Consider the following 23,738-nt stretch of genomic DNA (forward strand, 5'->3'; position numbering starts at 1 on the left):
GTCAGATCTGGGATGGATCGTGATGCTCATGCTCAGTAGTCGACTCCTCGCTTGAGGTCGACTCCCTGTTCGGCGTAGTGCTTATGGCACACCATCTCGGAGTGCACGCTGGCCAGATCGAAGTAGGCCGGGGAATTCTTGCATCGTCCCGTGATGATCACCTCGGTTTCTGCTGGTTTGCGTAGCAGGGTCTGCATGATTGGCTCGACTGGGAGGAGTTCGAGATCAACACTGGGGTTGAGTTCATCGAGGATCACGGTTTTGTAGAGCCCACTGGAGATGGCTGCTCGGGCAATTTCCCAGGCTCGTTCTGCTTCCACGTAGTCGATCGGTTCTTGTTGACCGCGCCAGACAATCGCGTCCCGTCCGGAGCGGAGATGGTCTACCAGGTGGGGGTAGCTCTCCCGAAGCGCGGCGATGGCTGCGTCTTCGGTGTAACCACTGCCTCCCTTGAGCCATTGCAGGATCAGAACCCGGTGGCTCTTGTCTTGACTGATGCCACGACCGATGGCCTGGAGTGCTTTGCCGAGGGCGCTGGTGGATTTGCCCTTGCCTTCTCCGGTGTAAATCTCGATCGCCCCCTGGGCATCGAATTGCTCGTTGCTTGCATCAGGGTCAGGGCGGCGATGGGCGCGCATCTCTGAATGCAGATCCGCTATTTGGACCAAGGGGCGTGGTGCAGCTCGTCCGGTGACGATGATCTCCATCCCCTCAGGCCTCGCTTTGAGGCTGCGCAGTACGTCCTCGATGTCGAGCAGGCCGAGATCCAGAACAGGATTGAGCTCATCGAGCACCACCACTGAGTAGAGAGCACTGGCGATGGCTCCCTTGGCGATATCCCATCCCCTTTGCGCTTCCTGGCGGTCGAAGCGGGTGACGTCTTCTGGGCCGAAATGTTCGCCCCGGCCCGTGCGCACCTGGTCGATCAGGTGAGGGAAACCTTGCTGCAGGGCTTCAATCGCTGCGTCTTCGTCGTAAGCACGGCCTGGTCCTTTGAGGAAGCGCAGCAGCAGCACTCTGGTGCGGCGTTGTTCGCAGATTCCCAGACCAATCGTGCGCAGCACGACGCCAAGTGCTGCCTGGCTTTTGCCTTTGCCTTCACCGTCGTAAATGTGCAGCTGACCGTGACTGCGCTCGCGACTGTCGGCTGCAGTGACGATTCCGACGGCTGGTCTTCGATTCCCTGCCATGAACCGACCGGACGCCCTCGGAGCTTAGTGAGTGTGCATGCGATGCGGCCTTTTCAGTTGTGTCTCGGTTCGCATTAGCGTGGTACAAGCAGGGAATTTGAGGAGGCTGTGACCGAAGTGCGCCCGGCGAAGCAGGCGTTGCGATTGCCCTCTCGGCTCTTCCCTCAGCTCGAGCCCCTTGGGGAGGCTGACCAGCGTCAGCTGGAATCCCTTCGGGACCAGATTCGTCGATGGGGTCGGGTCTGTGTCGCCTATTCCGGTGGCGTTGATAGCGCTCTGGTGGCGGCGATTGCTCAGGAACAGTTGGGCGCTGATGCCCTTGCCATCACTGGTGTGTCGCCCGCTCTAGCCCCCCATCTCCTCCGGGAGGCTCGTCTGCAGGCCGCCTGGCTGGGTATCCAGCACAAGGAAGTGCGCACTCAGGAATTGGCGGACCCCGATTACAGCAACAACCCCACTGATCGCTGCTACGCCTGCAAGCGGGAGCTTCATCATCATCTTGGGCCTCTTGCCGCCAATGCCGATGGAGCCCAGGTCATCGATGGAGTGAATGCCGATGACCTCAGTGATCATCGGCCAGGGATCCGGGCTGCTCAGGAGGCAGGGGTGTGTTCACCCTTGGCTGATTTGGGGATCAGCAAGGCTCAGGTGCGCGCTTTCTCCAAGGCGCTGGGCTTTCCCTGGTGGGACAAACCGGCCCAGCCCTGTTTGGCATCTCGTTTCCCTTATGGCGAAGTGATCAGTGCTGAGCGGTTGAACAGGGTCGCTCAGGCTGAAGCCTGGTTGATCGAACGTGGCTTCTCCGACGTCAGGGTCCGCAGTCAGGGCCTCTCGGCCCGTATCGAGGTGCCGGCCAATCGCATCGCAGATCTGGCGCTGCACAACGAGCGCGAGACGCTGGTGGAGACCTTTCTTGCCCTCGGATTTACTGCAGTCAGCCTCGACCTGGAGGGCTTGATCAGTGGCAAGCTCAACCGTGGCTGATTGGTGAGTGCTCCGATGCGGTGACGGCTGACGGCCGGTTTGCGCAGGTGTGAATACCTTCCCCGATAGAGGCATCGGATTCATGGGCATTCATCGCTCCAGGCATCATCTGCTCGACAGTGAAGAGCAGGCGCTCGTGGATGCCATGGTGGCGCCGCTGCCTAAGGATCGCTTCCCCGTTGGCGGACGCTCTGACGACACCACCGCGCAGCTCCTCAAGCAGGAGTTGCTTCTTGATGGAAATAGCAAACAGAATCTGGCCACCTTCTGCCAGACCTATCAGTCAGCCAGTGCGATGGAACTGATGGCACTGGGTGTCGATAAGAACCTGATCGATAAAGATGAATATCCCCAGACCGCAGAGGTGGAAAGGCGCTGTGTGTCGATGATGGCTGACCTCTGGAATGCACCCGGGGAGGCAATCGGCTGTTCGACAATTGGCAGTAGTGAAGCCTCCATGCTTGGTGGCATGGCGGCGAAGTGGCGCTGGCGCCAACGGCGCCGGGATCAGGGTTTGTCGACGGACAAGCCCAACATGGTCTGCGGCAGTGTGCAGATCTGCTGGAAGAAGTTTGCCCGCTATTGGGACATCGAGATGCGTGAGCTGGAGATGCGTCCCGGCGAGATGTGCATCACGCCAGAGCGGGTTCTTGAGGCGGTGGACGACAACACGATCTTTGTGGTCCCCACCCTTGGGGTGACTTACCACGGTCTTTACGAAAACGTTGCTGCGATCAGCGACGCCCTCGATGCTTATCAAGCCCGCACCGGCACCGATATCCCGATCCATGTGGATGCAGCTAGCGGGGGATTCCTCGCCCCCTTCTGCGCCCCTGATCTAGCGCCCTGGGATTTCCGTCTGGAACGGGTGAAGTCGATTAATGCCTCGGGGCACAAATTCGGGCTGGCCCCCCTTGGCGTGGGCTGGGTGATCTGGCGCTCGCCCGAGGATCTTCCCGATGAATTGGTGTTTCATGTGAGCTATCTGGGAGGGGACATGCCGACCTTCCAGATCAATTTCTCCAGGCCTGCGGGTCAGGTGATTGCCCAATATCACGAGTTCGTGCGCCTTGGCCACGAGGGCTATCGGATGCTGCATCAGGCAAGCCACACCAATGCGATGTATGTGGCCGAGCAGTTACGCCAATTCGGTCTCTTCAAGATCATTCACGATGGTTCTCCTGATCAAGGAATCCCAACCGTGGTCTGGACTCTCGAAGATCACTCCAATCCAGGTTTCAACCTTTACGACTTGGCGGATCGACTGCGCCTACGCGGTTGGCAGGTCCCTGCCTATCCATTCACCGGCACGTTCCAGAATCAGGCCTTCCAGCGCATCCTGGTCAAGCGTGATTTCACCAGGGAGATGGCTGATTTGCTGCTTGGTGATATCCGCGTGGCACTGGAGCATTTCCAGAAGCATCCGATCACAAGCAATCTTGATGCCTCAGAAGCCGCCTCCTACAACCATCTGTGATTCGCACCATCCCCATGGCAAGAAGGCTCTGGCCATGGGGATGGTGGCCATCGTTTCAGGGCTTAGGCAGCAGCGGCGATCATCTGGGGATCACGAGGGGTGTGGGCCACGGCCGCAGGGGTTTCCCGCAGGAAGCTCTTGAGTTGGTAACGCTGGGCTTCAAGACCACAGCACAGAACATCGCAGGCACGCTCCGGCATGGTGTGGTCGCCGCAGGTGAAGACATCAACAGCCGCATAGCCGTTTTCAGGCCATGTGTGAATGGAGATGTGGGATTCAGCCAGAAGGGCTAGCCCCGTCACGCCCTGCGGTTCGAACCGATGGGTGATCAGGTTGAGCAGGGTGGCACCAGCACTTTTTGCTGCAGTGGTGATGGTGTCCCTGAGGAAGGCTTCGTCGTCGAGCTTGGCGTGGTCGCAGTCGTAAAGCTCGAGAATGCAGTGTTTGCCCACCATCTCGGTGGCACTGGGCGTTGGGGAACTGAGGGCTGAAGGGGATTCGCCACTGCCCCATCCCGGGTTGGGATGCAGGCAAGACAGGGTCTGCTTCATCAGGCTCAACACCAAAAGAGTTTGCGAACCTACCTCACATTTGCTTCAGGATTCAAGTCGCTGGCATCGAGCACCTGTGACTGCTTGCACCAACGCCCCTCAAAGGCCTCGAGGTGCGTGGCGCTCACAAGGCACTGATGGCGATCACCCACCGCATCGAGCAGAGTGAGCTGGCGTTCTCGATCGAGTTCTGCAAGCACGTCATCAAGTAGCAGAAGCGGCGGCTGTCCCCACAGTTCTCCCACCAGTTCCAGTTCCGCCAGTTTGAGGGCGAGTACAAGGGTGCGCTGTTGGCCGGCGGATCCAAACCGGCGAGCTGGGCTGCCGTTCAGGTTGAGGCCGATTTCATCGCGCTGTGGACCGACCCGGCAGCTGCCCAGGCGTTCTTCCTCGTTGCGTTGCTGTCTGAGCTGCTGGCTGATCGCCAGGCTCCAGGTGCTCTCCTCCTCTTCGCCCTCAAGGACGCTCCCCGGTTGATAGCGCAGCGTGAGCTGTTCACGACCCTGGCTGAGATGGTCTTGCCAGCGGCTGGCGAGTGGTTCCAGTCGGGCCAGGGCCCGGCGGCGACGGCGGTGGATGCGGGTGCTCACCAGGGCCATCTGCACGTCGAAAGTGTCTAAGAGAGTGTCTCGTTCGGTCGATGCCTTGCCACGGCTCTGTCTCCAGAGCTGAGCTCGTTGGCGTAGCAGCCTGTTGTAACGGCTGATCAGGTCGGAATAGACCGGTTCGAGCTGGAGCACCACTCGATCGAGCCATTGGCGTCTCAGGGCCGGTTCGCCGCGCACGAGATGGAGGTCAAGGGCGCTGAAACCCACGCAGCGGAGGGGACCGATCAGATCGAGTTGGCGTTCCAGCGTCTTGCCATTGCGCTTGGCCTCGCGACCGCCCCGTCGCCTCAGCTGCAGCTCCAGCTCATCCTGGTCGGCTGTGCGGGCCCGCAGCCGCGCCTCCGAGGCGTCCCAGTGGATGAGATCCTGATCCTGACTGGAACGATGGGAGCGCAGGCTGGCGAGCAGCTCCACCGATTCGAGCAGGTTGGATTTGCCCACCCCATTGCGGCCGATGACCAGCAGGCGTGGTGCATCGATCTCCAGCTGTAGATGGCTGTAATTGCGGAAACCATGCAGTTCCAGCTGGAGAAGCCGAATCGGTCCTGTTGCGACGTGTCGCTAAGGTACCTGGATCGGAGCGATTCGCGGATCGACTCGATGCAGCGGCTTCAGCCGGTGTGGGCATGTAGCTCAGTTGGATAGAGCATCAGATTCCGGTTCTGAGGGTCGCAGGTTCGAGTCCTGCCATGCTCGTGATCAGGCTCCACCGGTTAACGGAGCCTCAATCCCATGGCTCTGATGCCACCAGGATCCAGCACAAAGCCTTGCTTCTTCAAGGCGTCAAGCGCTGATGGCGGTGCTGCGATCGAGATGCTGCAACCGGGCAATTGCTTGCGCAAGCCGCTCAGGGCACGGTGAACTAGTACCGCCAGCATCTCGGCCTGCCTCGGACCAGGTTTGGCTGCCAGGTTCCAGAGGTTGGCATTGAGGGCCCGATCACTGGTGACACGCACGAACCCCACGAGTTCGCCGCTGCTGACCTCCAGAATGCACAGATGCCACAGGCTTTGTTCCAGGGCCGCCTGCCAGCGCTCTGAGGGAGGAGTGGGCTCTTCGCAAGCTGCCAACAGGCAGTTAATCGCCTCGGCTGAAGGCTTCAGGTCGCTAAAAAGCTCAAAACCCTCGGGTAGCTTCGGCTCGGCAGGCTGCTGACGAAAGGGAAGAAAGGCCACTTAGCCGGTGTTTCGCATGCCAGCGGCAATGCCGTTGATCGTGAGCAGTGCGCCCCGAAGCAGTTCACTGCGGCTGTAGGTGCGCCCGTCGGACTCTCCTCCTGAAGACTCGCGCATGGGGGGCTGGCGGTTTTGGTCGCGTAGGCGACGCAGCAGTGCCACTTGGAGGAAGCCAAGGGGCACGATCGTGCGGTTGCGCAGATCCACTGATAGCTGCAGGCCCGGATCGGCATCCAGGAGCCTTTCATGCCCCGTGATGTCCAGCACGAGTTGACGGGTGAGGGCATGCTCCTTCGCAATCGTGCTGTAGATCTTTTCGAAGGCGTCGCGATGGTCGCTGCTACCGAGGCTGGTCACGTAGTGACGGGCGAGCTCAAGGTCGACCTTTGAGAGTGTCATCTCCACCTTCGAGATCAGCATCCGGAAGAAGGGCCAACGCTGATGCAGACGTCGCAGCACGATCAGCTGCTCAGGGTCGGAGCTCACCTCTTCCGCTAGAGCGGTGCCAACTCCGAACCAGCTGGGAAGGAGGAAGCGGCTCTGCGTCCAGCCGAATACCCATGGAATGGCCCGAAGGCTGGAGAGATCCTTGGCCCCGCTTTTGCGGCGAGCCGGTCGGCTCGAGATCTGTAGCTTGCTGATCTCCTCGATCGGTGTGACCTGCTGGAAGAAGGCCACCAGGTCGGGGTTGTCGTGCACCAGAGCTCGATAATGGCTTCGAGAACGTGCTGCGAGCCTTGACATCAGCTCGTTCCAGTTGGCAGTTGCGTCCAGTTGGTTGGTGACGAGGCTGTTCTGCACCACCGCAGTGGTCACTGTCTCAAGGTTGTAGAGCGCCAGTTCTGGGAGGCTGTATTTAGAAGCCAGAACCTCACCCTGTTCGGTGATCTTGATGCGGCCGAGAAGGGTTCCGCTCGGTTGGGCAAGGATCGCTTGATAGGCCGGGCCACCGCCACGACCCACCGATCCACCCCGTCCGTGGAACAGGCGTAGGGCCACAGAATGACGGCTCGCGAGATCTTGAAGAGCGATCTGGGCCTGGTGAATCTCCCAGTTGCTGGACAGAAATCCGGAATCCTTGTTGCTGTCGGAGTAGCCGAGCATCAGCTCTTGAAGGGGCTGCATGTTCTCGCCCACCCTGGGTAGAAGCTGGCGATAAAGACTGTTGTTGAACAGCTGTTCCATCACCTCCGGAGCGCGCTGGAGATCCTCAACTGTTTCAAACAGGGGCACCACCAGCAGCTCTGCATGTTGAGCTGCTGGATCAACGAGTCCGGCTTCTTTGGCGAGCAGTAGTACCTCCAGCAGGTCTGACACCGTGTGACTCATCGAGATCACGTAGGTGCGACAGATGCGGCTGCCAAATTCCTCTTGGAGACGGTGCAGCATGCGGAATACTGCGATGGTCTCCGCGGTGCTTGCTGACCACTCCACGGCTTGAGGAATCAGAGGCCGCCGGGTCTGCATCTCTTCCAGCAGCCAGGCCACCCTTTCGCTCTCTTCCATGTCCTCATAGGACTTGGGCAGGCGTAGGTAGCGGCTGAGTTCATCCAGGGCATCGCTGTGGCGAGTGCTTTCCTGGCGAATGTCGAGGCTGGCCAGAGAGAACCCGAAGATGTGCACCTGGGTCAGGAGGGTGTCGAGTGGTTCGCAGGTGAGTTCCGTGCTGACCAGGCTGTTTCTGATCAGTTCCAGATCGCTGCGGAATTCGGCGACTGACCCGTAATGGAGTGCTTCTCCGCTGCTCACAGCCTTGGTGTTGGTGACCAGTCCCTCGGGTGGGGTCTGCCAGCCCGCCTCAGCCAGCTGCTGGTTGCGCAGCTGGGTGAGGCGAAGTCGCTCCAGCATGTAACTGAGCTTGAGGCGGTACGGTTCGAGCCGGTACCGGGCTGCCCGTTCTTCGTAGACCTCCGGGAAGCGGAGGCGGTCCATCTCCAGAGATTCCAGTAAAGGTGCACTGACCTGGCTCCACTGCATCGAGATGCTCAGTTGGTCGCGCAGGGCCTGTACGGCGCCGATATAGCGCTCGAGCATCAGTTGGCGCTGATAACAGGCTGTTCGCCAGGTGATCTCCGGTGTGACCGAGGGGTTGCCGTCACGGTCGGATCCGACCCAGGAGCCGAAGGTGCAGAAGCCCGAAGGGGGGAGGCGAACGTCTGGATAGCTGCTGGCAAGGGCAGTGCTGATGCGCCGCCTCAGTTGCGGCATTGCATTGAAGAGCACCTGCTGAAAGTAGTGAAGGGCGTAGTCGACTTCATCCAGCACGGTGGGTTTGAACTGGTGCAGCTCGTCGGTGCGCCACCAGAGGCGGATTTCTTCTTCTAGTTGCTGACGGAGGTTGTCCCGTTCTCCATAGGCGATGGCGGGTGTGCCTTGCAGTTGCTGCAGCAATGTGGCCACTCGCCGTTGTTTGTGCCGCACCGTGTGTCGGACGATTTCGGTGGGGTGCGCTGTGAACACCAGGCGGATGTCCAGGTCTTGTAGCAGTGCCTCCAGCTGACCTGGTGGAACATTGAGATGGCGCAGCCGTTCGAACAGTTCCCGGAAGGTGGCTGGTTCCGTCTGGCTGGCGAGGGGGGGAGCGAAGGGATCGACCTGTTCCGGGTGCTCCTGAGAGCGGCTCATGCTCTCCAGATAACTGTCTTCCTCGATGCGCTGCTCGAGGATGTTCACCAGCTGGAAATAGAGCGAAAAGGCACGGGCGGCGGCAATCGCTTCGACAAGATCCATCTCACGGATGATCTGGGCCACGGCATCGCTGCTCACCGCTTCGCCATCGCTGGCGACTGGATCGCTGAGTTGCTTCATGCGAAGCAGACGCTCGGCCTGATCGGGCGGACATTCGCTGCGCAGAACCGTCTCCCACAGGTCTTCGACCAGGGCCAGACGCTGCTGCAGTAAGTGACCTCCGCTCTTGATTGTCTCAGCGATCGTCGACCGGTCGCTCTCAGGAGTCTGGGCGGAGGTCGAGAGCATCGAGGCGTGCTGAGAATCGGCTGACGACATGATCATCCCAAAGCGCCTGTTTTCTGAGCGTGGGTTTGCTCCTGGAGGGCCATTTCCGTGATCCCCATCTGGATCACTTCCGGAATGGAGGCCCCGTTCTGCACGGCATCTAGCCAGCGCATGGCCTGATTCCCGTTCTGGAGCACGCTGTCAATCGGCTCAAGCTGTTGGGCGAGACCGAGGGTTTCGGCAAGGGGGGTGACGTCTGCGCGCAGTTCTGCGATCCAGGTGCGGCAGGGCAGAGATCGTCCATCGCGCCAGTGGCGCAGATCGGCATCAAGGCTGGTGCGGGCTACTGCTGCGTCGTTCTGGTCGCAGAGCGCTTGCAGCGCTTCTGGGCTGAGGCTGCTGGCACGGAAGGGATCGAGGCGATTGGGGTCCTGTTGGACCATCAGCACTCGCAGTTCAAGCAAGGTGGTGACGGCCAGCAGCAGGGCTGGGTCGGTGATCAGATCGCAGATGCGCAGCTCCAGTCGATTGAGCTCATGCGGCCGCTGTGGGCCATTCGGGCGCACTGAGGTCCAGAGGTGGCGCACATTGTGCATCGCGCCCGCTTTGAGTTGGTCTTCGATCCAGCTCACGTAATGGGCGTGATCCTCAAACAGGGGTACTGAGGCCGGCGTGAGGGGGAACTGCAACCAGCGTTGCGAATGTGCACCTGTGATCTGTCCCCCCAGGAAGGGCGAGCTGGCGCTTAGGGCCAGCAATAGCGCTGCTTCGCAGCGGATCAGCCGCAGGCTCGTGAACAGGGGGGTGATGTCCGCGATTCCAAGATTGATGTGGATGCTGGCGGTCACGACACGGGTGCCGTAGCTGGCCTCGATCAGGGCGTGATAGGGGTTGCTGGGGTCTGACCGTTCGAAGCGATCGGGATCCCCCAGGCTCAAGGTGCTGCCTGGTAGCAGGGTGAGAGTTCGGCCTGCTAGCCACTGGCGCAGTTGCCGTCTCGGAGCCAGCAGTGCCTCGAGCAGGGGGCCATAGCTCGCTTCAGGAGCTGTGATGTATTCCAGGTTGCGGTGGTCTGGTTCGGTGACGAAACCATTGAGCTCACGCGCTGCTTCCACGGCCACCCCGACGTTGTCGCCATTGGCCCGTCCGGTGAAAAGCTCGATTTCAAAGCCCTTGAGGAGCAATGGGACCGTCATGCCGAGGGGTCCTGCAGGCATGCAAGCGCAGTGAGCATGCCCTTTGCTTTGTTCAGGGTCTCCTGGTATTCCGCTTCGGGTTTGGAGTCGGCGACAACGCCGGCGCCTGCCTGCACCTGAATGCGCCAGCCTCCATCCGGGTGGGGGCGAACCACCATGGTGCGAATCGTGATCGCCGTGTTGAGCGCCCCTGAGAGATCGACTGATCCGTAGACACCTGAATAGGGGCCGCGGGCATCGGGTTCGAGTTCGTTGATCAGTTGCATGGCTCGGATCTTTGGGGCGCCGCTGACGGTGCCTGCCGGGAACGAGGCCATCAGTAGATCCCAGACGTCGTGATCATTGGCGAGAAGCCCCTCCACCTGGCTGACGATGTGCATCACGTGGGAATAACGCTCGATCACCATGAGGTCTTTGACTTCGACGGAGCCGGGCTGACAGACGCGTCCAAGGTCGTTGCGACCGAGGTCGACCAGCATCACGTGCTCTGCCCGTTCCTTGGGATCGGCCAAGAGGTCGGTTTCGAGATTGCGGTCTTCAAGTTCGGACTGCCCGCGAGGTCGTGTCCCCGCGATCGGCCGCAAGCTGGCGCGGATGCCATTGGCAACTGGGTCAGCTTTCACCATGACCTCGGGGCTCGAGCCGATCAGCTGCCAGTCTCCGAAGTCGAAAAACGCCATGTAGGGCGATGGGTTCACCATGCGCAGACTGCGAAAAAGCTCCAAGGGTTTTTGTGGAACTCTGCTTTCCAGTCGCTGGCTGAGCACCAACTGGAACACATCGCCGGCGGCGATGTGTTCTCGGCCGCGCTCCACGGCGTGTTCAAAGTCTTTGCGACTGCGATTGCTGGTCGTGTTCGGTGTGGATTGCTCGGATGGGTTCCAGCGCAGCGGGCGGATCGCCGGGAGGGGTGCAGCCATCCGTTCTTCCAGGGTGGTGATCCGTGCCATCGCCGCATCCCAGGCCGCCTCAGGTTCTGCAGCACTGTTGTGGCCGCGGCTGAGATCTCCATAGGCCACAGCGGTAATCAGCCGTTTGACCTGGTCAAAGATCAGGATACTGTCCATCAGCATCCAGACCCCGTCAGGAGGGGCATCGTCCGGCACGGGATGGGTGGGTACCGAAGGTTCGATCCAGCGGATCAATTCGTAGCTCCAGATCCCAAACAGCTGGCCGATGGAGGGAAGTCCAGGCAGCTCCCCAGGGCAGTAGGGGGTGAGGCAAGAGCGCAGCACATCGAAAGGATTCCCTTTCAGATCCACCTTGTGGCCGTCGCGCCAAACCTGCTCAATGTGATCGTTTCGGACCGTTAGCGTCCAAAGCGGATCACAGGCGACAACGCTGTAACGCCCAAGAGTTTCTCCGCCTTCGACGGATTCAAGTAACACCCCTGGTGGGCGCCCTTCTCCCACCTTGAGCCATGTGGTGAGCGGGGTTTCAAGATCTGCCGGCCAGCTGTGTGCCACGGGGATAAACGTGGCACCAGCGGCAGCGGCCTCTAGGAACGCGGCGCGGTCGGGGCTGAGCATGGGGGGATTGTGGCAGCCGACCGCCTGTTTTCGACGAGATCAGGCGTCGAAAGTGTTGCGTCCACTGAACTTGAGCTTGGCAGGATCCGTGTTGCTGCCAATGGTGCGGGGGTTGTGACCCACAATCTCGCGACCCTCGTTCACCTTCTCAGGGAAGACGCCATCGCTGGGATGGAGGAACTCGGTGTCACCACCGGGGAAGATCCGATAGATCTTGTAGTCCTCAATCCGGGGCTTGAACTTGGTGCGCAGCTGGGTGCCCAGGGCCAGGCACTGTTCCTTGCGGGCGAAATACATGATGTTGTCGCCTGCGTTCATCATTGCCGCGCCACCTGTGGGCAGCTCAAACGCCTGAGCGTTTGAGCTGCTCCAAGTGATCGCGTACTTTTCTTCGGTCTCTGCGGCGTTCAGAAGTCCACCGGTGCTGCCGATGAACTGGGGGAGCTGACCGTTCAACGCCGTTGCTGTCATGGCTGTCCTCGGAAAAATCGGCATGCCGTTACGGCTGGAAAGTAGCACCGTGATTCGGCCTTGATCCCCCGTCCCGTCAGCAAGCTTCACACCCGTCAACATTGTTAGGCCACGGGAAAGAACACCGTGAGTCCCTGGTCACGCTGTTGGATCAGTCGTCCTCCCAGGCTTGCCAGCAGCCGTCGAGTCGCTCCCTGGCTCAGTTGCAGGCTGCCGGTGCTTGGATTCCAGCTCAGCACCGGGCCGAGTTCAGAGGTGCTTTCCACCTCTTGGCTGGTCGATCCGCGATCGTTGAGTTGGCTGCGTAGGTGCAGCTTCAGCCGTGCTCCGGCCGGCCGCAGTTGGAGTAGCAGTTGGGCCCCTGCGGGCAGGCTGCGGCTGCTGCGGTCGATCAGGCCACCGAGCATCGGTTCTAGGCGACCGGGATCACTCAACACCGGTGGCAGGTTGGGGCTGATGTCAAGCACCAGGCTGATGTCACGTCGTTGAAGCTGTTGCTGCCAACCCGGCGAAAGCTCCTGGATCATCCTGCCCAGGTCGGTGCGGGCCAGCCCGCCTGGAGTTGGTGGCTGTCGCTGCATCTCTGCGGCATGGAAGATCAGGCCAAACCTGTCGATCTGCTCGGTGCATTCGCTGTCGATCTGTTGCAGACGGTCGAGTGCGACAGCCGGTAGGTCTTTTCGTCGCAGCAGCGATCGAATCAGGGTTCGAATCGTTGCCAGCGGGGTGCGCACTTCATGGGTGATCGCTTCGAGCAGTGAGAGCTCTGCATCTGCAGCGTCCTCTTTGCTGTTGTCCTCCTCGTTGGCGTCATCCACAGTCCGAAGGGTCTGGAGTGTGAGACTCGGGGCCATGCAAGCCAGTCGTTCGGCCAGCCCCGGCCAGAATCGTTGGGCGAAGAGTTCACTGCTCTGCAGGCGGCCGAGAGCGCTCATTGCTCTGCGCAGACCCATGGCCTCCTCCGCTGCTTGATCCTGCAGTCGTTGGTCGAGCATCGCCAGCAAGGTGCTGAGAGTTTCTGGGTCGCAACGCATCAGCAATTGGCGTTGATCGCTCTTGCCGTGAAGGGCTAAGGCCACCTGGAGCTCAGCCGTAATCACGATGAGCAGCGGATCGAGTCCATCGCTCTCGAGCAGCGAGAGGCGTTGATAAGGGGGCTTGGTCTGCGTCTTGCCCTCTGTGCTGCCGCTGAAACGTTCTGGGGGCAGTAGGGCTCCTTTCTGGCCCGTGGTCCAGTGGAGCTCGTCAGGGGTCCAGACCCAGCCCTGCATCGTCTCCAGGAGTCCCGGGTCGTAGAGCGCCGGGAGGGGGGCGGCGATCCACACGCCTGCAGGCGCCTCTCCATCAGCAAGCAAGACTTCTGCCTGGATGGTTTCCAGCGCGGCCCACCACAATCGTCGGGCCGTCGGGTCGTCGACCCGTCCTGCGTCAAGCCCCTCAGCCATGCACTCCTGCAGGCTCTGCAGCGTGATTGGTTTGGTCACCGAAGCTGTTGCTGTCGACCACGTCTGGCGACAGAGAGACAGAGGCCGAGGGCGATGAAGTTCACGACCATGGCGAAGCGTCCATAGCTCATGAAGGGAAGAGGAATCCCGGTGATGGGGCCTAGGCCGATGGTCATGAAGATGTTCACGACTACCTGGAACATCACCATCGTGGCGACTCCAATCACCATGAGCGACTCAAAGTCTGTGCGGGCTCGATTGGCCACCTGCACCAGGCGTGTCATCAGCAGCGCGAAGCCAATCACCAGCAAGACCGTGCCGAGGTAACCCACCTCCTCGCCCAGAGCGCTGAAGATGAAATCGGTGTGCTGTTCGGGAATGAAGCGCAGCTTGGTGAGCTGCCCCTGCAGCAGACCCGTGCCGAACCAGCCGCCGGAGCCGATGCCGACGGTGCTTTGCAAGAGGTGGTAACCACCGCCAAGGGGATCTTTGCCCGGGTCGAGAAACAACACCAGACGATCCCGTTGGTAATCCTTGAGCCCATGCATCCATAGCCATGGTGTGATCCCCGCAACCGTGGCCTGCACGATCAGGACGAATGCGCTGGCAATTCGCTTCCAGGGCAGCGACCGGTAAGCGATCAGAACGATCAGAGGGACCCAGAGGGCTAGTGCCCAGGGGATCAGCCCTGAAACCAGAGCCGTGACAAGCGGCGAGAGCAGCAGCACCAGCCACTCAAAGGGCATGCCCGACCAATAGAGCATCGTCAGCAGCATGGCTCCAAACACCAGTGATGTGCCTAGGTCGGGCTGGATAAACACCAGAGCCCATGGGATCGAAATCACCCCAAGAGGGCGAAGTAAATCCACGGGGCGCTCTACAGGGAAACGGTCGAGGACTGCAGCGAGCAGAAGGATGGCGGATAACTTTGCAAACTCTGAAGGCTGAATGTGGAACGGCCCGATGCTGATCCAGCGCTGTGCGCCGAGTGCAGAGGTGCCAATGACCTTCACCGCGATCAGGCTGATCACAGTGGTGATGTAGATAGGGAGTAATAAAGGCTTGAATCTCTCGAGCCTAAATGTCGCGAGAAGTAGTGCAACAACGATGCCAAATAGCGCTGTCACAAGCTGCGATAACCACAGCTGGCTATTAATGAATTGAAGTAGTCCTAAGAGGCTGAATGAGAATGAAGACCATCCTTCCAATGCCTCTTGACGCTCGATGCTGAGAATTAAAAGGCTGGAAATTGCCACCATTGCAAGAGGCACACCCCACAGCACCACCTCAAACTCTTGGCGGCGGCGGAGTTGAGAGCCCGCGTGGGCGTGAAGACTGGATCGCCGCCTCCGCCAAGCTCCCCAAACCATCAGGCTGGAGCTCCCATGAGCTCTGTGACCCGTCCGGCCAGGGAACGGATGCTGCCGGCGCTGGCTGAGTCGGGTTGACTGATCACGATCGGTCGTCCTTGGTCGCCTCCGGAGAGAACAGGCATTTCCAGAGGGATCTGGGCCAGCAGAGGTGTGTCGAATTCATCGGCAAGGCTTTGGCCACCCCCTTCTCCAAAGAGGGCGTAGCGCTTGTCGGGCTGGTCAGGTGGAATGAAGGCACTCATGTTCTCAACCACGCCGAGCACTGGGATCGACATCTGGCGGAACATGGCCAGACCACGGCGGGCATCCTGCAGGGCCACCTGTTGAGGGGTGGTCACGATCACGACACCGGCCATGGGGACCGCTTGGGCGAGGGAGAGCTGGGCATCCCCGGTGCCGGGGGGAAGATCCACCACAAGCACATCTCGCTCACCCCAGCTCACCTGATAGAGGAACTGACGGATGATGCCGTTGAGCATGGGTCCGCGCCAGATCACTGGCTGGTCGGCATCGATCAGCAGGCCCATCGACACCATCGCGATGCCGCAGCTGTCGATCGGTGTCATGCGTTGCTCGCCACCGCTCCCTTGCACCTCCGGTGTGCGGTCTGCGACCCCGAGCATCGTTGGCGCATTGGGGCCGTAGATGTCGGCATCGAGGAGGCCAACGCGAAGGCCTTGCTGCGCCAGTGCGCAGGCCAGATTCACGGCCACCGTGCTTTTGCCCACACCGCCTTTGCCACTGCTCACGGCGATGACTTGCTTCACGCCTGGAATCGACTGGCGTTCGGCTACTTGGCCGTGGCCGGCCTGGCCGATGCCCCCTGGGGTCGGCTGTTGGCTCGTCGCATTGCCGAGCTCGATCTGGACTTCATTGATGCCATCGAGTTGGAGCAGTCGTTCGCGACTCTCCTGGGCAATCCGCTCACGTTGGCCCTGGGCGAAGCCAGGCAGGCTGAGCCGGATCACGGCCCTAGGAGGGTCTAAACGCACCCTGTCAATCCAGCCGAGATCGAGGGCCGGGCGTCCGCTGCCGGCATCAAGGATGGTTGCCAGTGCTTCGCTGGCTTGCTCTGCGGTCGCCATGGATCCGGTTCGTTGAGGCGGATCCTAGGTGTGGGCTCCCATAACAGTCCTTCACGTGCTCTTGTCGGAGGGGGGCACGGGCTGAAAAGGTTCCTGTCAGTACCTGCGGGATTCCATCCATGGTTCGTTCACTGCTGAGGCGCCTCAAGGGCTCGTTCTCCAGCGCCTCCGGTGCAGCCTCCGCTGGTGCTGTTGCAGAGATTTCGCCCCCTCCCTCTGACTCCAGAGAACGGGCCAGGGCCTTGGTGATGGGTTTGCAGGATGACATCTGCGCCGGCCTGGAGCGTTTGGATGGCGTTGGCCGTTTTCAGGAGGAGAGCTGGGATCGCCCCGAGGGAGGAGGTGGCCGCTCCCGGGTGATGCGTGAGGGGCGCGTGTTTGAGCAGGGTGGCGTCAACTTCTCGGAGGTGCATGGCAAGGAGCTGCCCCCCTCCATCCTCAAACAGCGTCCTGAAGCGAAGGGGCACCCTTGGTTTGCCACCGGCACCTCAATGGTGCTTCATCCCCGAAATCCCTATGTGCCAACGGTGCACCTCAATTACCGGTATTTCGAAGCAGGTCCGGTGTGGTGGTTTGGTGGTGGGGCGGATCTCACTCCCTTTTATCCGTTCCTGGAGGATGCCCGTCACTTCCATCGCACCCTCAAGCAGGCCTGCGATTCAGTCAGTGACGATCTTTACCCAGTCTTCAAGCCCTGGTGCGACGAGTATTTCTGCCTGAAGCACCGCAATGAGACCCGTGGAATTGGAGGCATTTTCTACGACTACCAGGATGGAAACGGTCGGATTTACAAGGGCCAGAATCCCGAGGGCCCAGCCGCAGCGATGGCCCAGCAGATTGGGTCAAGACCCATGAACTGGGAGCAGCTTCATGATTTGGCTCGGGCCTGTGGCCAGGCCTTTTTGCCTTCTTACACACCGATTGTGGAGAAACGCCATCCGCTTTCCTATGGGGAGCGTGAGCGGCAGTTCCAGCTTTATCGCCGTGGGCGTTATGTGGAATTCAATCTCGTTTGGGACCGCGGCACCATCTTTGGTTTGCAGACCAATGGCCGCACGGAATCCATCTTGATGTCCCTGCCTCCGCTGGTGCGATGGGAATACGGCTATCAGGCTGAAGAGGGGTCCAGAGAAGCCCTGCTCACTGATCTCTTCACTCGTCCTCAGAACTGGTTCGAAGATCCGTCTCTGGAGGCACGGTGTCAGCCGCATCAGGCTGTGAATTGACGATGGGGCTGGAGGCCGGCGGCATTCCGTTGAGGATGGCGTCGGTGATTCTCCGGGCGATCGCGTCCAGGGTGGCCTGACGGGTTTTGACAGACCTCAGCCGTTGTTCGAGGTTGCCTTCTAGCTTGCCGATCTCAAGGATGCTGATGCCACGGCGAGGCGCGCCAAGCCCTCCTCGGAAGTTGATTGGATAGCGGCCAAAGCTGGCGGCCAGGCTTTCGTCGATCCTATTGGGATGCTTATGAATCGCTGGAATCAAGCCAGATCCATAGCCGTAACTGCCATAGGCATCGAAATGGATCTCAAAGGCGTAACCACCTTTCGCGGCGTGTTGACGCCCGGTTGACCAGTTGGTGCTTGGGTGATCACCGTTGCGGATGGTGAGCGCAGGCGGCGTATAAGCGCTGATGTTGAGGCCTCGTGTCTGGCCATGCTTCACGACGGCATCCCGAACCTGGAAATTCCAGAAGAGTTCATCGCGCATGCGTGGATCCATCGGCCGGGCTCCGTGTAAATCCACTGCGGCGCCGGAGGTTCCGGAGCCATTGATCTTCTGCGAATCGGCGTGCCCTGCCAGCACCAGGATGGGGATCTTGGTGGTCACAGCACCTTCTCCGACCCAACGGGCTTTGAGTTGGACCCTTTGTCCCAAAAGAGGATCGATGCTTGGGGGGCTTGGTGCTTCTGCTGCAGTCGCAAGGCTCAGGCTGATGAAGACCACTCCCCCTGCGGCAAGCGCCAGGGAGAGGCGGCGACGTGAGACTGGGATTTGCCTGGAGATCGGCATGGCACTAGATCGGAGACGACAGCAGTGATCCATCACTGGCGAGGTCGAGCGGCCCGGCTAATTCCAGTTCAAGTGCGATCAGTTCATCGCGATGGGCGCGGAGACGAATGGTGCTGCCCTGGGTCTGATCGACCTCATTCATCAGCCGGATCTCAACTGCTTCGATGCGGTCGGCCCGTTTGCGGTAGATCACGCCGGCGAGTGGGCCTAGCAGGGCGAGCAGCAGCGGCCACCATCCCAGGGAGGGCTGAAGTTCACGGATCACCAAGCCCAGGCTGCCGGCTCCGATGCTGCCCAGGAAAGAGAGCAGCAAAGACAGTGGCGGGCTCGCCGCCACCCGTCCCTGGAAGCGCAGCACCTGGCGATCGGCATCGCCGCCTTGAGGTGCCCAGCCCCGTTGCACTAGCCAGGCGCTGAGGCCTTCCAGCACTTCCAGAGGAGGGCGCGGCGAGGCCACATCCACCACGGTGGTGCGGTCTTTGCTAGCTGCCCGCAGGAAGAACACCAGCCCGATGGCCAGTAAAGCGGTCAGCAGCAGAGTGGAGGTCTGAAAGGAGGGCATCCGCAGGCCACGGCGCTTGGGTGCCCATCCTTTCTAGGTCGCCATGGTCAGTGCGTGGCTGTGGGTCAGTTGTCGCAGCCAGTTCTGCCAGGGCCCCATCAGTCGCTCGGCTTGGCCGCGAACGTCCTGGTGCAGGTGCAGCATGCGCCTGGGGCGGCCTCGGCTTGGACAGCGCTTGCTGTAGTGGTCAACCATGCCTTGGCTTTCGAGGAAGTCGAGGGCTTGATGGAGCACGGTTTCAGACAGGCGCAGCTGGGGATGCTCATGTTCCAGACGTTGGAGCAGCCCGGACGGATAGCTGTCGTTTTCCAGGAGACAATCGAGTACCCAGCAGACGGCGAGCTCCAGATCGAGAAAGCGCGGTGGGGGCTGGCGGAAATAGCTTTCGATGTCGGCCAGGCAGGCGCGAGTTGGATTGCGGCGGCTGTGCACAGAAACAAAGCGGTCTCAATGTTGTCTAATCCGGTCTCATTCTGATTTTCAAGCAACAGGCAGAAATTCTCTAGATCGGGAGGGGTGGGGTGGTTGGTCAGACTGGGGTTGTTCTTGTGCTCCTCCCGCGATCCCGATGGCTGATGCCCCTGCCGCACCCCGTGAGTTCGCTGTGTTTGATGGAGACCTTGATGCTGCTTGGGCTGAGCGTTTCGGTCGTGCCCGGGCCGTTGCTGTTGACACCGAGGCGATGGGGCTGATTCATGGTCGTGATCGCCTTTGTCTGGTGCAGCTTTGCGATCCCGACGATCATGTGGCCTGTGTGCGCATCGGTCTGGGTCAGACCGATGCACCGCGTCTTCAGGCGCTGATGGAATCCACCTCGGTCGAGAAGGTGTTTCATTTCGCGCGCTTCGATGTGGCGGCCTTGGCCAGTGGACTCGGGATTGCGGTCAATCCGATTTTCTGTACCAAGGTGGCTAGTCGCTTGGCACGCACCTATACCCCTCGCCATGGCCTCAAGGATCTGGTGATGGAGTTGGTGGGTGTGGAGCTTGACAAGCAGGCGCAGAGCAGCGACTGGGGCCGGGTTGATGAGCTCAGTGATGCTCAGCTGGCCTATGCGGCTAACGATGCCCGTTTCCTGCTTCCAGCTCGGGAGCAGCTAGAAGTCATGCTGCGCAGGGAAGGACGGTGGGATCTTGCTCAACGCTGCTTCCCTTGTATTCCGGTGATCTCTGACCTGGACCGTCTGCGTTTCAATCAGGTTTTTGAGCATTGATGATGAAGCTGAGCGGCTTCAATCCGCTTCAGTCCTCGAGCATGAAGTTCTCGTCCTCTGGTTGTGCCGCCAGTAGTGCATCGAGTCTTGGAGGCGATGACGCTTCGCCTGATTCCTGCTCGCTGCGGCTGACTTCCAGGAGCTGACGGGCAATCCGTTTGCGGGCCTCAACGTCGCGAAGGCCCTCCTGGGCAGCAGCCATCTCAACCCGGCGACGAGCTGCGGATTGGCTGATGCCCAGGCAGCTGGCCAGTTCAGCGCAGAGCCTTAGATAGTCATGGTCCTGGAGGCCGGCCATCGCGAAGGCGGGAGGTTTGCCCAGTATCCGTGATCAGCCTTTCGTTCACCAAGCGAGCGATCTCCTCACTGCCTCCGGATCGCCCCATGCGCTGCCGTCCGATGCCTCCCAGCTCTGCGCGCAGCATCGGCTCCTCGAGCAATGCTTTCAGGCATCGCCGAAGTTCTTCGGCAGAGGCACAAGTGCGCACCGCGCCCCCCAGCAGCCGGCTCTGACGTTGGGCGAATCCCTTGGTGAATTGTGGGCCTCGCCCTGGTAGCGATAGGGCTGGGATGCCTAGCCCTACAAGTTGTTCTGTGGCGGTACCGGCGGTTGCCAGTCCCACTTCAGCCCAGCCGGCCCAGCGGTTGAAGCGGCCGCGTCCAAGCAGGAGCATCTGCACGCCGTTCACCCAGCAGGCCTCGGCTCCCAAGGCATCAGCGGGTGGAGGGCAAGAGATGAATCCAAGTCGCTCCAGGAGCGGCTCAAGCGTGCTTTTGGACGGCTGAGAGCCCGTGGCCATGAGCAGGGAGACTGGCACCTGGCTCTGCAATCCCTGAAGGCTGCGCAAGAGACGTTCAGCGTTTGTGAGCGCTTCCGGCATGCGACTGCCGCAGAGCAGCAGGATCCGGCGGCAGCGTGCGAGGGCCATGGGCGGGCTACCCAGGGCCAGCTCATCCATCATCGGATTGCCTGGTGCGAGGGCTGCGATGCCATGACGTCTCAGTCCTCTAGCTGTCAGGCGATCGCGCACAGCGATGAGTTGGCAGCGACGGCTGCCCATCACGGCCCACTCCCAGGGGTCCCACTCGCTGCCCTTGAGGCGGTGATAGCAGTCGCTCAGGCTTCGTCCTGGGCCACTACTCCAGGTGTAATCACTCTTGGGTGTGCCGATGAAGCCAAAGCGTCTGCCAGAGCCCCAGGCCATCAGCAGTGGAAGGAGGTCGCCCACCGCCAGCATGGCGTCCACATTTCTGCGCAGGCGACGGATGCAGCACCATTGCTGCCAAGTGAGCAGAGGCAGGCCGGCCATCAGATCGGCGATCAGGCCCCTAAGGCTCTGATTGCTGAAGCCGCCACTGGGTAGTGGAGCACTAGGCCCGACCAGCTCCAGCCATCCCTGTTGCAACGCATTGGTAAACGCTTTCCCTTCTCCAACAAGGGGAAGCACGGAGAGCACGAGCCGAGGTGAGCGGCGATGCAGTGCTTCCAGGATGCGCAGGGCGATGAGATCTTCGCCATGGCCGTTGGAGAGAACGAGCAGGGACCCAGTGCTCTCGCTGATACGATCCGCTGGTGGGAGCAGTGTTTCCCCAGCGGCGGCATGGCCAAGTGGTAAGGCAGAGGATTGCAAATCCTTTATCCCCAGTTCGAATCTGGGTGCCGCCTTTTTCAAGATCCCTCGAATGTCTGACAGGATCTGGTGTTTGAGGGATTTCTTCCTGGGCGACACGGGTAGGTAAGCGGTAGGTAACCGCCTCATTCCCTCCAGTCTCTCAAACGTCCCCAGGACTTACCTACCTGCTGGTTATTGCAGAGGGATTTGGACCAATGCGGTTTTGGGCGGAACCGCTGCCCATTTGAACCAAAACCCAAGGGTTGCCAGGACGCCAAAAACTGCCGTCACAACTGGGGTTTTGCCGTGTTCAAAACTCTGTATGGTTGCCATGTGCTGAAAACCCAGTGGGTTTTGACCATGACGCGATCAATTGGATACGCCAGATGCTCCACCACTCACCAAGACACCGCCGCTCAGACCGCTGAACTGAGGGGTGCTGGATGCGTAGAGGTGTTCGCCGAGAAGGTGTCCTCCCGTGCCCCGCTGGAGAAACGTCACCAGTTGCGTGCCTGCCTGGAGATCCTGCAGGAGGGAGATGAACTGGTGGTCTCCAAACTCGATCGTCTGGGACGGTCTCAGGTTGAGGTGATCAATCGCCTTGCTGATCTTCAGACCAAGGGGATCTATATCCGCACTCTTGATGGACTGATCAATACCAAAGGACTGGGACGACTTGCCCCACTGGTGATTGGACTGCTGACGGGTCTCTCTGAGGTGGAGAGATCATTAATCCAAGAACGCACAAGAGAGTCCGTTGAACACCGCAGGAAGACGGGAGGAAACCTCGGTGGGAGACCAAAGACCTTAGAGAAGAAAGAACGTCTTGTGCTGCGTTTGAGATCAGAGGGTGATTCCTACAGATCAATACGCGATCAGACAGGAATTTCCGTATCAACGATTCAACGAATCCTCCAGAACCAAGAGGTCGCGTCATGACCAAGATCGATATTCAGTATCAAGACCAATTCGGTAAATGGAGACACCTCCAAAACAAACACAACGAAGGTGATGCGCATCGATCTGCCGCTAACCGCGCACGATCCACGGGAAAACGTCATCGACTAGTCGATCAAGACGGAACTCTTCTGGACTTGATCAATCCCTGAGGTGAAAATAGATTATTTAATCTATAAAGACTGTATAGAGATCCTATTTAATGGAAATGCCTTTATAAACATAAATGCTTTAAATAACTCTCGCAGCCTTGCCCTGCACACACCCAAAACTACTTGACTTAAGCATAAATTGCCTATATAGTTACTGAATATAAAGACAAAGAGATTTAGACCCTTTACAGAGGTAGAGATCGTCCAACTTTGCTTTAAGAGACCTTGAAATCAGATGGATTTCGTAAGGGACTCGGTGTACCCAGAGATAGCCCTTAAATCTCAGAAATATTCCATAAAACCACTAATACCAATGAGTCACATTAAATCAACCAAAACAAATCACCAGAGAAGAACCGATCGCAGAGAGGTTCATTCACGACCAACGGGAGTGAATTCCTCTAATCATTCAAGGACACTTCTGAACCACAGACTCCAAAGGATCCATCAGAAGACCACTTCTCATCCAAAGGTCCTCCAGGAACTGATCAGAGATCAATGGGAAAACAACTTCCAACCCCAGTGGTTCATCACCTTGCTCTGGAATGATCTCCCGACTCGATCTGAAACTGTCATCAGTCACTCCAGACACTTCAGGAATTTGTTCTTGACCTCGCTGTTGAACCAACCCCTCAAGAAACTTCCTGAACCACCCTTTAGACCTCATCTGGTCTTCTTCCATGAACGGAAACTTCTGATCCATGAGGGTCGTCAGGTCCTCGCGTTCCACACCCATCTCCATATGGGTGCTCTACCCGACCCTCTGAACCATCTCTGGTACTTAGATCACCTGATTCATCAGAAGGTCTCTCCAAGGGTCCAGAAACTCCTCAAGACCACTTCAGAGGGGAATAGGGGTGTGGTGATCAAACCATGGAACTGGGACCACCATGCGATTTACAACCTGAAGGACTACTACTCCTACAAACATCATCAGGACCCTGATCTGGTTTTGGATTATCAGAATTCAGACCTGGTGTTCTAGAGAGAATAAATAGAGATATCCCCACCAGAGACATCTCTATGAAGACCCTTGCAAGATCAGATCAAAGGAATATCAATTTGTTCTTTGGGAGACGGAATCAGACCACCCTGCAGAAGTTTGATTCCTTATCCCATCAACTCAGACGATCCAGGACAGGAACCCTTGATTACTTAATCACTCACTATGAATGGTTCCAGAACAACC

24 protein-coding genes and 2 tRNA genes are annotated in these 23,738 nt (G+C 59.5%); 9 read left to right on the forward strand and 17 right to left on the reverse strand.

Going from position 1 to position 23,738, the window contains the following annotated elements:
• Positions 1-32: 32 nt before the first annotated feature.
• Positions 33-1,190: a cob(I)yrinic acid a,c-diamide adenosyltransferase gene (locus tag SIB72_RS06555; protein WP_115121305.1), complete on the reverse strand. Its 1,158-nt coding sequence runs from the start codon at positions 1,188-1,190 to the stop codon at positions 33-35.
• A 108-nt stretch (positions 1,191-1,298) separates the two neighbouring features.
• On the opposite strand from SIB72_RS06555, the gene larE reads away from it, so the two are divergent.
• Positions 1,299-2,174 carry an ATP-dependent sacrificial sulfur transferase LarE gene (larE, locus tag SIB72_RS06560; RefSeq protein ID WP_413745017.1) on the forward strand — a complete coding sequence of 292 codons (876 nt, stop codon included), beginning with the start codon at positions 1,299-1,301 and terminating at the stop codon, positions 2,172-2,174.
• An 82-nt stretch (positions 2,175-2,256) separates the two neighbouring features.
• Positions 2,257-3,651, forward strand: coding sequence for a glutamate decarboxylase (locus tag SIB72_RS06565; RefSeq protein ID WP_115121306.1), 1,395 nt, complete (start codon positions 2,257-2,259; stop codon positions 3,649-3,651).
• Between the two features lie 62 nt (positions 3,652-3,713).
• Here the strand turns inward: SIB72_RS06565 and speD are convergent, their stop codons facing one another.
• Positions 3,714-4,202 carry an adenosylmethionine decarboxylase gene (gene speD / locus SIB72_RS06570; RefSeq protein ID WP_115121396.1) on the reverse strand — a complete coding sequence of 163 codons (489 nt, stop codon included), beginning with the start codon at positions 4,200-4,202 and terminating at the stop codon, positions 3,714-3,716.
• A gap of 29 nt (positions 4,203-4,231) precedes the next feature.
• Positions 4,232-5,329, reverse strand: coding sequence for a DNA replication/repair protein RecF (gene recF, locus SIB72_RS06575; RefSeq protein ID WP_244281673.1), 1,098 nt, complete (start codon positions 5,327-5,329; stop codon positions 4,232-4,234).
• Between the two features lie 103 nt (positions 5,330-5,432).
• Here recF and SIB72_RS06580 point away from each other — a divergent pair.
• Positions 5,433-5,506: transfer RNA gene (locus tag SIB72_RS06580), tRNA-Arg, on the forward strand.
• Between the two features lie 17 nt (positions 5,507-5,523).
• On the opposite strand, the gene SIB72_RS06585 is transcribed toward SIB72_RS06580, so the two are convergent.
• The 8 genes from SIB72_RS06585 to SIB72_RS06620 form a co-directional block, all read right to left on the reverse strand.
• A complete protein-coding gene (locus SIB72_RS06585) occupies positions 5,524-5,985 on the reverse strand; it encodes an N-acetyltransferase (RefSeq protein ID WP_115121308.1) in 462 nt (153 codons plus the stop codon).
• Positions 5,986-8,961: a phosphoenolpyruvate carboxylase gene (gene ppc / locus SIB72_RS06590; RefSeq protein WP_413743399.1), complete on the reverse strand. Its 2,976-nt coding sequence runs from the start codon at positions 8,959-8,961 to the stop codon at positions 5,986-5,988.
• 32 nt (positions 8,962-8,993) lie between these two features.
• The gene (gene gshA, locus SIB72_RS06595) at positions 8,994-10,136 is read right to left on the reverse strand and encodes a glutamate--cysteine ligase (protein ID WP_413745062.1); all 1,143 of its coding nucleotides are present in this window, start codon (positions 10,134-10,136) and stop codon (positions 8,994-8,996) included.
• The gene (locus tag SIB72_RS06600) at positions 10,133-11,665 is read right to left on the reverse strand and encodes an anthranilate synthase component I family protein (RefSeq protein WP_413743400.1); all 1,533 of its coding nucleotides are present in this window, start codon (positions 11,663-11,665) and stop codon (positions 10,133-10,135) included. The genes gshA and SIB72_RS06600 overlap by 4 nt, the downstream gene beginning before the upstream one ends.
• A gap of 39 nt (positions 11,666-11,704) precedes the next feature.
• The gene (locus SIB72_RS06605; protein ID WP_115121398.1) at positions 11,705-12,136 is read right to left on the reverse strand and encodes a photosystem I reaction center subunit II PsaD; all 432 of its coding nucleotides are present in this window, start codon (positions 12,134-12,136) and stop codon (positions 11,705-11,707) included.
• 104 nt (positions 12,137-12,240) lie between these two features.
• Entirely contained in the window at positions 12,241-13,620 is a 1,380-nt protein-coding gene (locus tag SIB72_RS06610; RefSeq protein WP_413743401.1) for a sensor histidine kinase, read from the reverse strand.
• On the reverse strand, positions 13,617-14,951 hold the full coding sequence (gene rodA / locus SIB72_RS06615) for a rod shape-determining protein RodA (RefSeq protein ID WP_115121311.1): 1,335 nt from the start codon (positions 14,949-14,951) through the stop codon (positions 13,617-13,619). The genes SIB72_RS06610 and rodA overlap by 4 nt, the downstream gene beginning before the upstream one ends.
• On the reverse strand, positions 14,951-16,039 hold the full coding sequence (locus tag SIB72_RS06620; protein WP_413743402.1) for an Mrp/NBP35 family ATP-binding protein: 1,089 nt from the start codon (positions 16,037-16,039) through the stop codon (positions 14,951-14,953). Before SIB72_RS06620 ends, rodA begins: the two co-directional genes overlap by 1 nt.
• 119 nt (positions 16,040-16,158) lie before the next feature.
• Here SIB72_RS06620 and hemF point away from each other — a divergent pair, with 119 nt between their 5' ends.
• Positions 16,159-17,265, forward strand: coding sequence for an oxygen-dependent coproporphyrinogen oxidase (hemF, locus tag SIB72_RS06625; RefSeq protein ID WP_413743403.1), 1,107 nt, complete (start codon positions 16,159-16,161; stop codon positions 17,263-17,265).
• On the opposite strand, the gene SIB72_RS06630 is transcribed toward hemF, so the two are convergent.
• From SIB72_RS06630 to SIB72_RS06640, 3 genes are read right to left on the reverse strand one after another with little or no spacing between them, the layout of a single operon-like run.
• On the reverse strand, positions 17,192-18,052 hold the full coding sequence (locus SIB72_RS06630) for an N-acetylmuramoyl-L-alanine amidase (RefSeq protein ID WP_244281667.1): 861 nt from the start codon (positions 18,050-18,052) through the stop codon (positions 17,192-17,194). The genes hemF and SIB72_RS06630 overlap by 74 nt on opposite strands.
• A 4-nt stretch (positions 18,053-18,056) precedes the next feature.
• The gene (locus SIB72_RS06635; RefSeq protein ID WP_413743404.1) at positions 18,057-18,614 is read right to left on the reverse strand and encodes a cofactor assembly of complex C subunit B; all 558 of its coding nucleotides are present in this window, start codon (positions 18,612-18,614) and stop codon (positions 18,057-18,059) included.
• A gap of 33 nt (positions 18,615-18,647) precedes the next feature.
• Complete coding sequence (locus SIB72_RS06640) at positions 18,648-19,046, reverse strand: helix-turn-helix transcriptional regulator (protein ID WP_115121315.1); 399 nt, start codon at positions 19,044-19,046, stop codon at positions 18,648-18,650.
• A gap of 136 nt (positions 19,047-19,182) precedes the next feature.
• Here SIB72_RS06640 and SIB72_RS06645 point away from each other — a divergent pair, with 136 nt between their 5' ends.
• The gene (locus SIB72_RS06645) at positions 19,183-19,827 is read left to right on the forward strand and encodes a ribonuclease D (protein WP_115121316.1); all 645 of its coding nucleotides are present in this window, start codon (positions 19,183-19,185) and stop codon (positions 19,825-19,827) included.
• Between the two features lie 28 nt (positions 19,828-19,855).
• Here SIB72_RS06645 and SIB72_RS06650 read toward each other — a convergent pair whose 3' ends face one another.
• Both SIB72_RS06650 and SIB72_RS06655 read right to left on the reverse strand, forming a co-directional pair.
• Positions 19,856-20,125, reverse strand: a complete 270-nt coding sequence (locus SIB72_RS06650; protein ID WP_413743405.1) for a hypothetical protein — start codon at positions 20,123-20,125, stop codon at positions 19,856-19,858.
• On the reverse strand, positions 20,103-21,368 hold the full coding sequence (locus tag SIB72_RS06655) for a lipid-A-disaccharide synthase-related protein (protein WP_413745063.1): 1,266 nt from the start codon (positions 21,366-21,368) through the stop codon (positions 20,103-20,105). Before SIB72_RS06655 ends, SIB72_RS06650 begins: the two co-directional genes overlap by 23 nt.
• Here SIB72_RS06655 and SIB72_RS06660 point away from each other — a divergent pair.
• The 3 genes from SIB72_RS06660 to SIB72_RS06670 all read left to right on the forward strand — a co-directional run bounded on the left by SIB72_RS06660 (position 21,303) and on the right by SIB72_RS06670 (position 22,379).
• A complete protein-coding gene (locus tag SIB72_RS06660) occupies positions 21,303-21,443 on the forward strand; it encodes a hypothetical protein (protein WP_413743406.1) in 141 nt (46 codons plus the stop codon). The genes SIB72_RS06655 and SIB72_RS06660 overlap by 66 nt on opposite strands.
• Positions 21,423-21,493 (forward strand) — tRNA-Cys (locus SIB72_RS06665). The genes SIB72_RS06660 and SIB72_RS06665 overlap by 21 nt, the downstream gene beginning before the upstream one ends.
• A 307-nt stretch (positions 21,494-21,800) precedes the next feature.
• Positions 21,801-22,379 carry a recombinase family protein gene (locus SIB72_RS06670; protein WP_413743407.1) on the forward strand — a complete coding sequence of 193 codons (579 nt, stop codon included), beginning with the start codon at positions 21,801-21,803 and terminating at the stop codon, positions 22,377-22,379.
• A gap of 579 nt (positions 22,380-22,958) precedes the next feature.
• Here SIB72_RS06670 and SIB72_RS06675 read toward each other — a convergent pair.
• On the reverse strand, positions 22,959-23,285 hold the full coding sequence (locus SIB72_RS06675; RefSeq protein ID WP_413743408.1) for a hypothetical protein: 327 nt from the start codon (positions 23,283-23,285) through the stop codon (positions 22,959-22,961).
• Between the two features lie 6 nt (positions 23,286-23,291).
• On the opposite strand from SIB72_RS06675, the gene SIB72_RS06680 reads away from it, so the two are divergent.
• Positions 23,292-23,534 carry a hypothetical protein gene (locus tag SIB72_RS06680; RefSeq protein WP_413743409.1) on the forward strand — a complete coding sequence of 81 codons (243 nt, stop codon included), beginning with the start codon at positions 23,292-23,294 and terminating at the stop codon, positions 23,532-23,534.
• Positions 23,535-23,738: the final 204 nt, after the last annotated feature.

Source organism: Synechococcus sp. MIT S9451 (genome assembly GCF_047304725.1).
In the GTDB taxonomy this organism is placed as follows: domain Bacteria; phylum Cyanobacteriota; class Cyanobacteriia; order PCC-6307; family Cyanobiaceae; genus Synechococcus_C.

Excerpts from the sequence above, each read along its gene's own strand:
- SIB72_RS06555 (WP_115121305.1), bottom strand. The coding sequence starts at position 1,190 with ATGGCAGGGAATCGAAGACCAGCCGTCGGAATCGTCACTGCAGCCGAC.
- SIB72_RS06630 (WP_244281667.1), bottom strand. The coding sequence starts at position 18,052 with ATGCCGATCTCCAGGCAAATCCCAGTCTCACGTCGCCGCCTCTCCCTG.
- SIB72_RS06645 (WP_115121316.1), top strand. The coding sequence starts at position 19,183 with ATGGCTGATGCCCCTGCCGCACCCCGTGAGTTCGCTGTGTTTGATGGA.
- hemF (WP_413743403.1), top strand. The coding sequence starts at position 16,159 with ATGGTTCGTTCACTGCTGAGGCGCCTCAAGGGCTCGTTCTCCAGCGCC.
- SIB72_RS06600 (WP_413743400.1), bottom strand. The coding sequence starts at position 11,665 with ATGCTCAGCCCCGACCGCGCCGCGTTCCTAGAGGCCGCTGCCGCTGGT.
- SIB72_RS06635 (WP_413743404.1), bottom strand. The coding sequence starts at position 18,614 with ATGCCCTCCTTTCAGACCTCCACTCTGCTGCTGACCGCTTTACTGGCC.
- SIB72_RS06650 (WP_413743405.1), bottom strand. The coding sequence starts at position 20,125 with ATGGCCGGCCTCCAGGACCATGACTATCTAAGGCTCTGCGCTGAACTG.
- SIB72_RS06565 (WP_115121306.1), top strand. The coding sequence starts at position 2,257 with ATGGGCATTCATCGCTCCAGGCATCATCTGCTCGACAGTGAAGAGCAG.
- SIB72_RS06605 (WP_115121398.1), bottom strand. The coding sequence starts at position 12,136 with ATGACAGCAACGGCGTTGAACGGTCAGCTCCCCCAGTTCATCGGCAGC.
- SIB72_RS06680 (WP_413743409.1), top strand. The coding sequence starts at position 23,292 with ATGGGTGCTCTACCCGACCCTCTGAACCATCTCTGGTACTTAGATCAC.
- SIB72_RS06675 (WP_413743408.1), bottom strand. The coding sequence starts at position 23,285 with ATGGGTGTGGAACGCGAGGACCTGACGACCCTCATGGATCAGAAGTTT.
- SIB72_RS06620 (WP_413743402.1), bottom strand. The coding sequence starts at position 16,039 with ATGGCGACCGCAGAGCAAGCCAGCGAAGCACTGGCAACCATCCTTGAT.
- rodA (WP_115121311.1), bottom strand. The coding sequence starts at position 14,951 with ATGGTTTGGGGAGCTTGGCGGAGGCGGCGATCCAGTCTTCACGCCCAC.
- speD (WP_115121396.1), bottom strand. The coding sequence starts at position 4,202 with ATGAAGCAGACCCTGTCTTGCCTGCATCCCAACCCGGGATGGGGCAGT.
- SIB72_RS06660 (WP_413743406.1), top strand. The coding sequence starts at position 21,303 with ATGCAGTGCTTCCAGGATGCGCAGGGCGATGAGATCTTCGCCATGGCC.
- ppc (WP_413743399.1), bottom strand. The coding sequence starts at position 8,961 with ATGCTCTCGACCTCCGCCCAGACTCCTGAGAGCGACCGGTCGACGATC.
- SIB72_RS06670 (WP_413743407.1), top strand. The coding sequence starts at position 21,801 with ATGACGCGATCAATTGGATACGCCAGATGCTCCACCACTCACCAAGAC.
- gshA (WP_413745062.1), bottom strand. The coding sequence starts at position 10,136 with ATGACGGTCCCATTGCTCCTCAAGGGCTTTGAAATCGAGCTTTTCACC.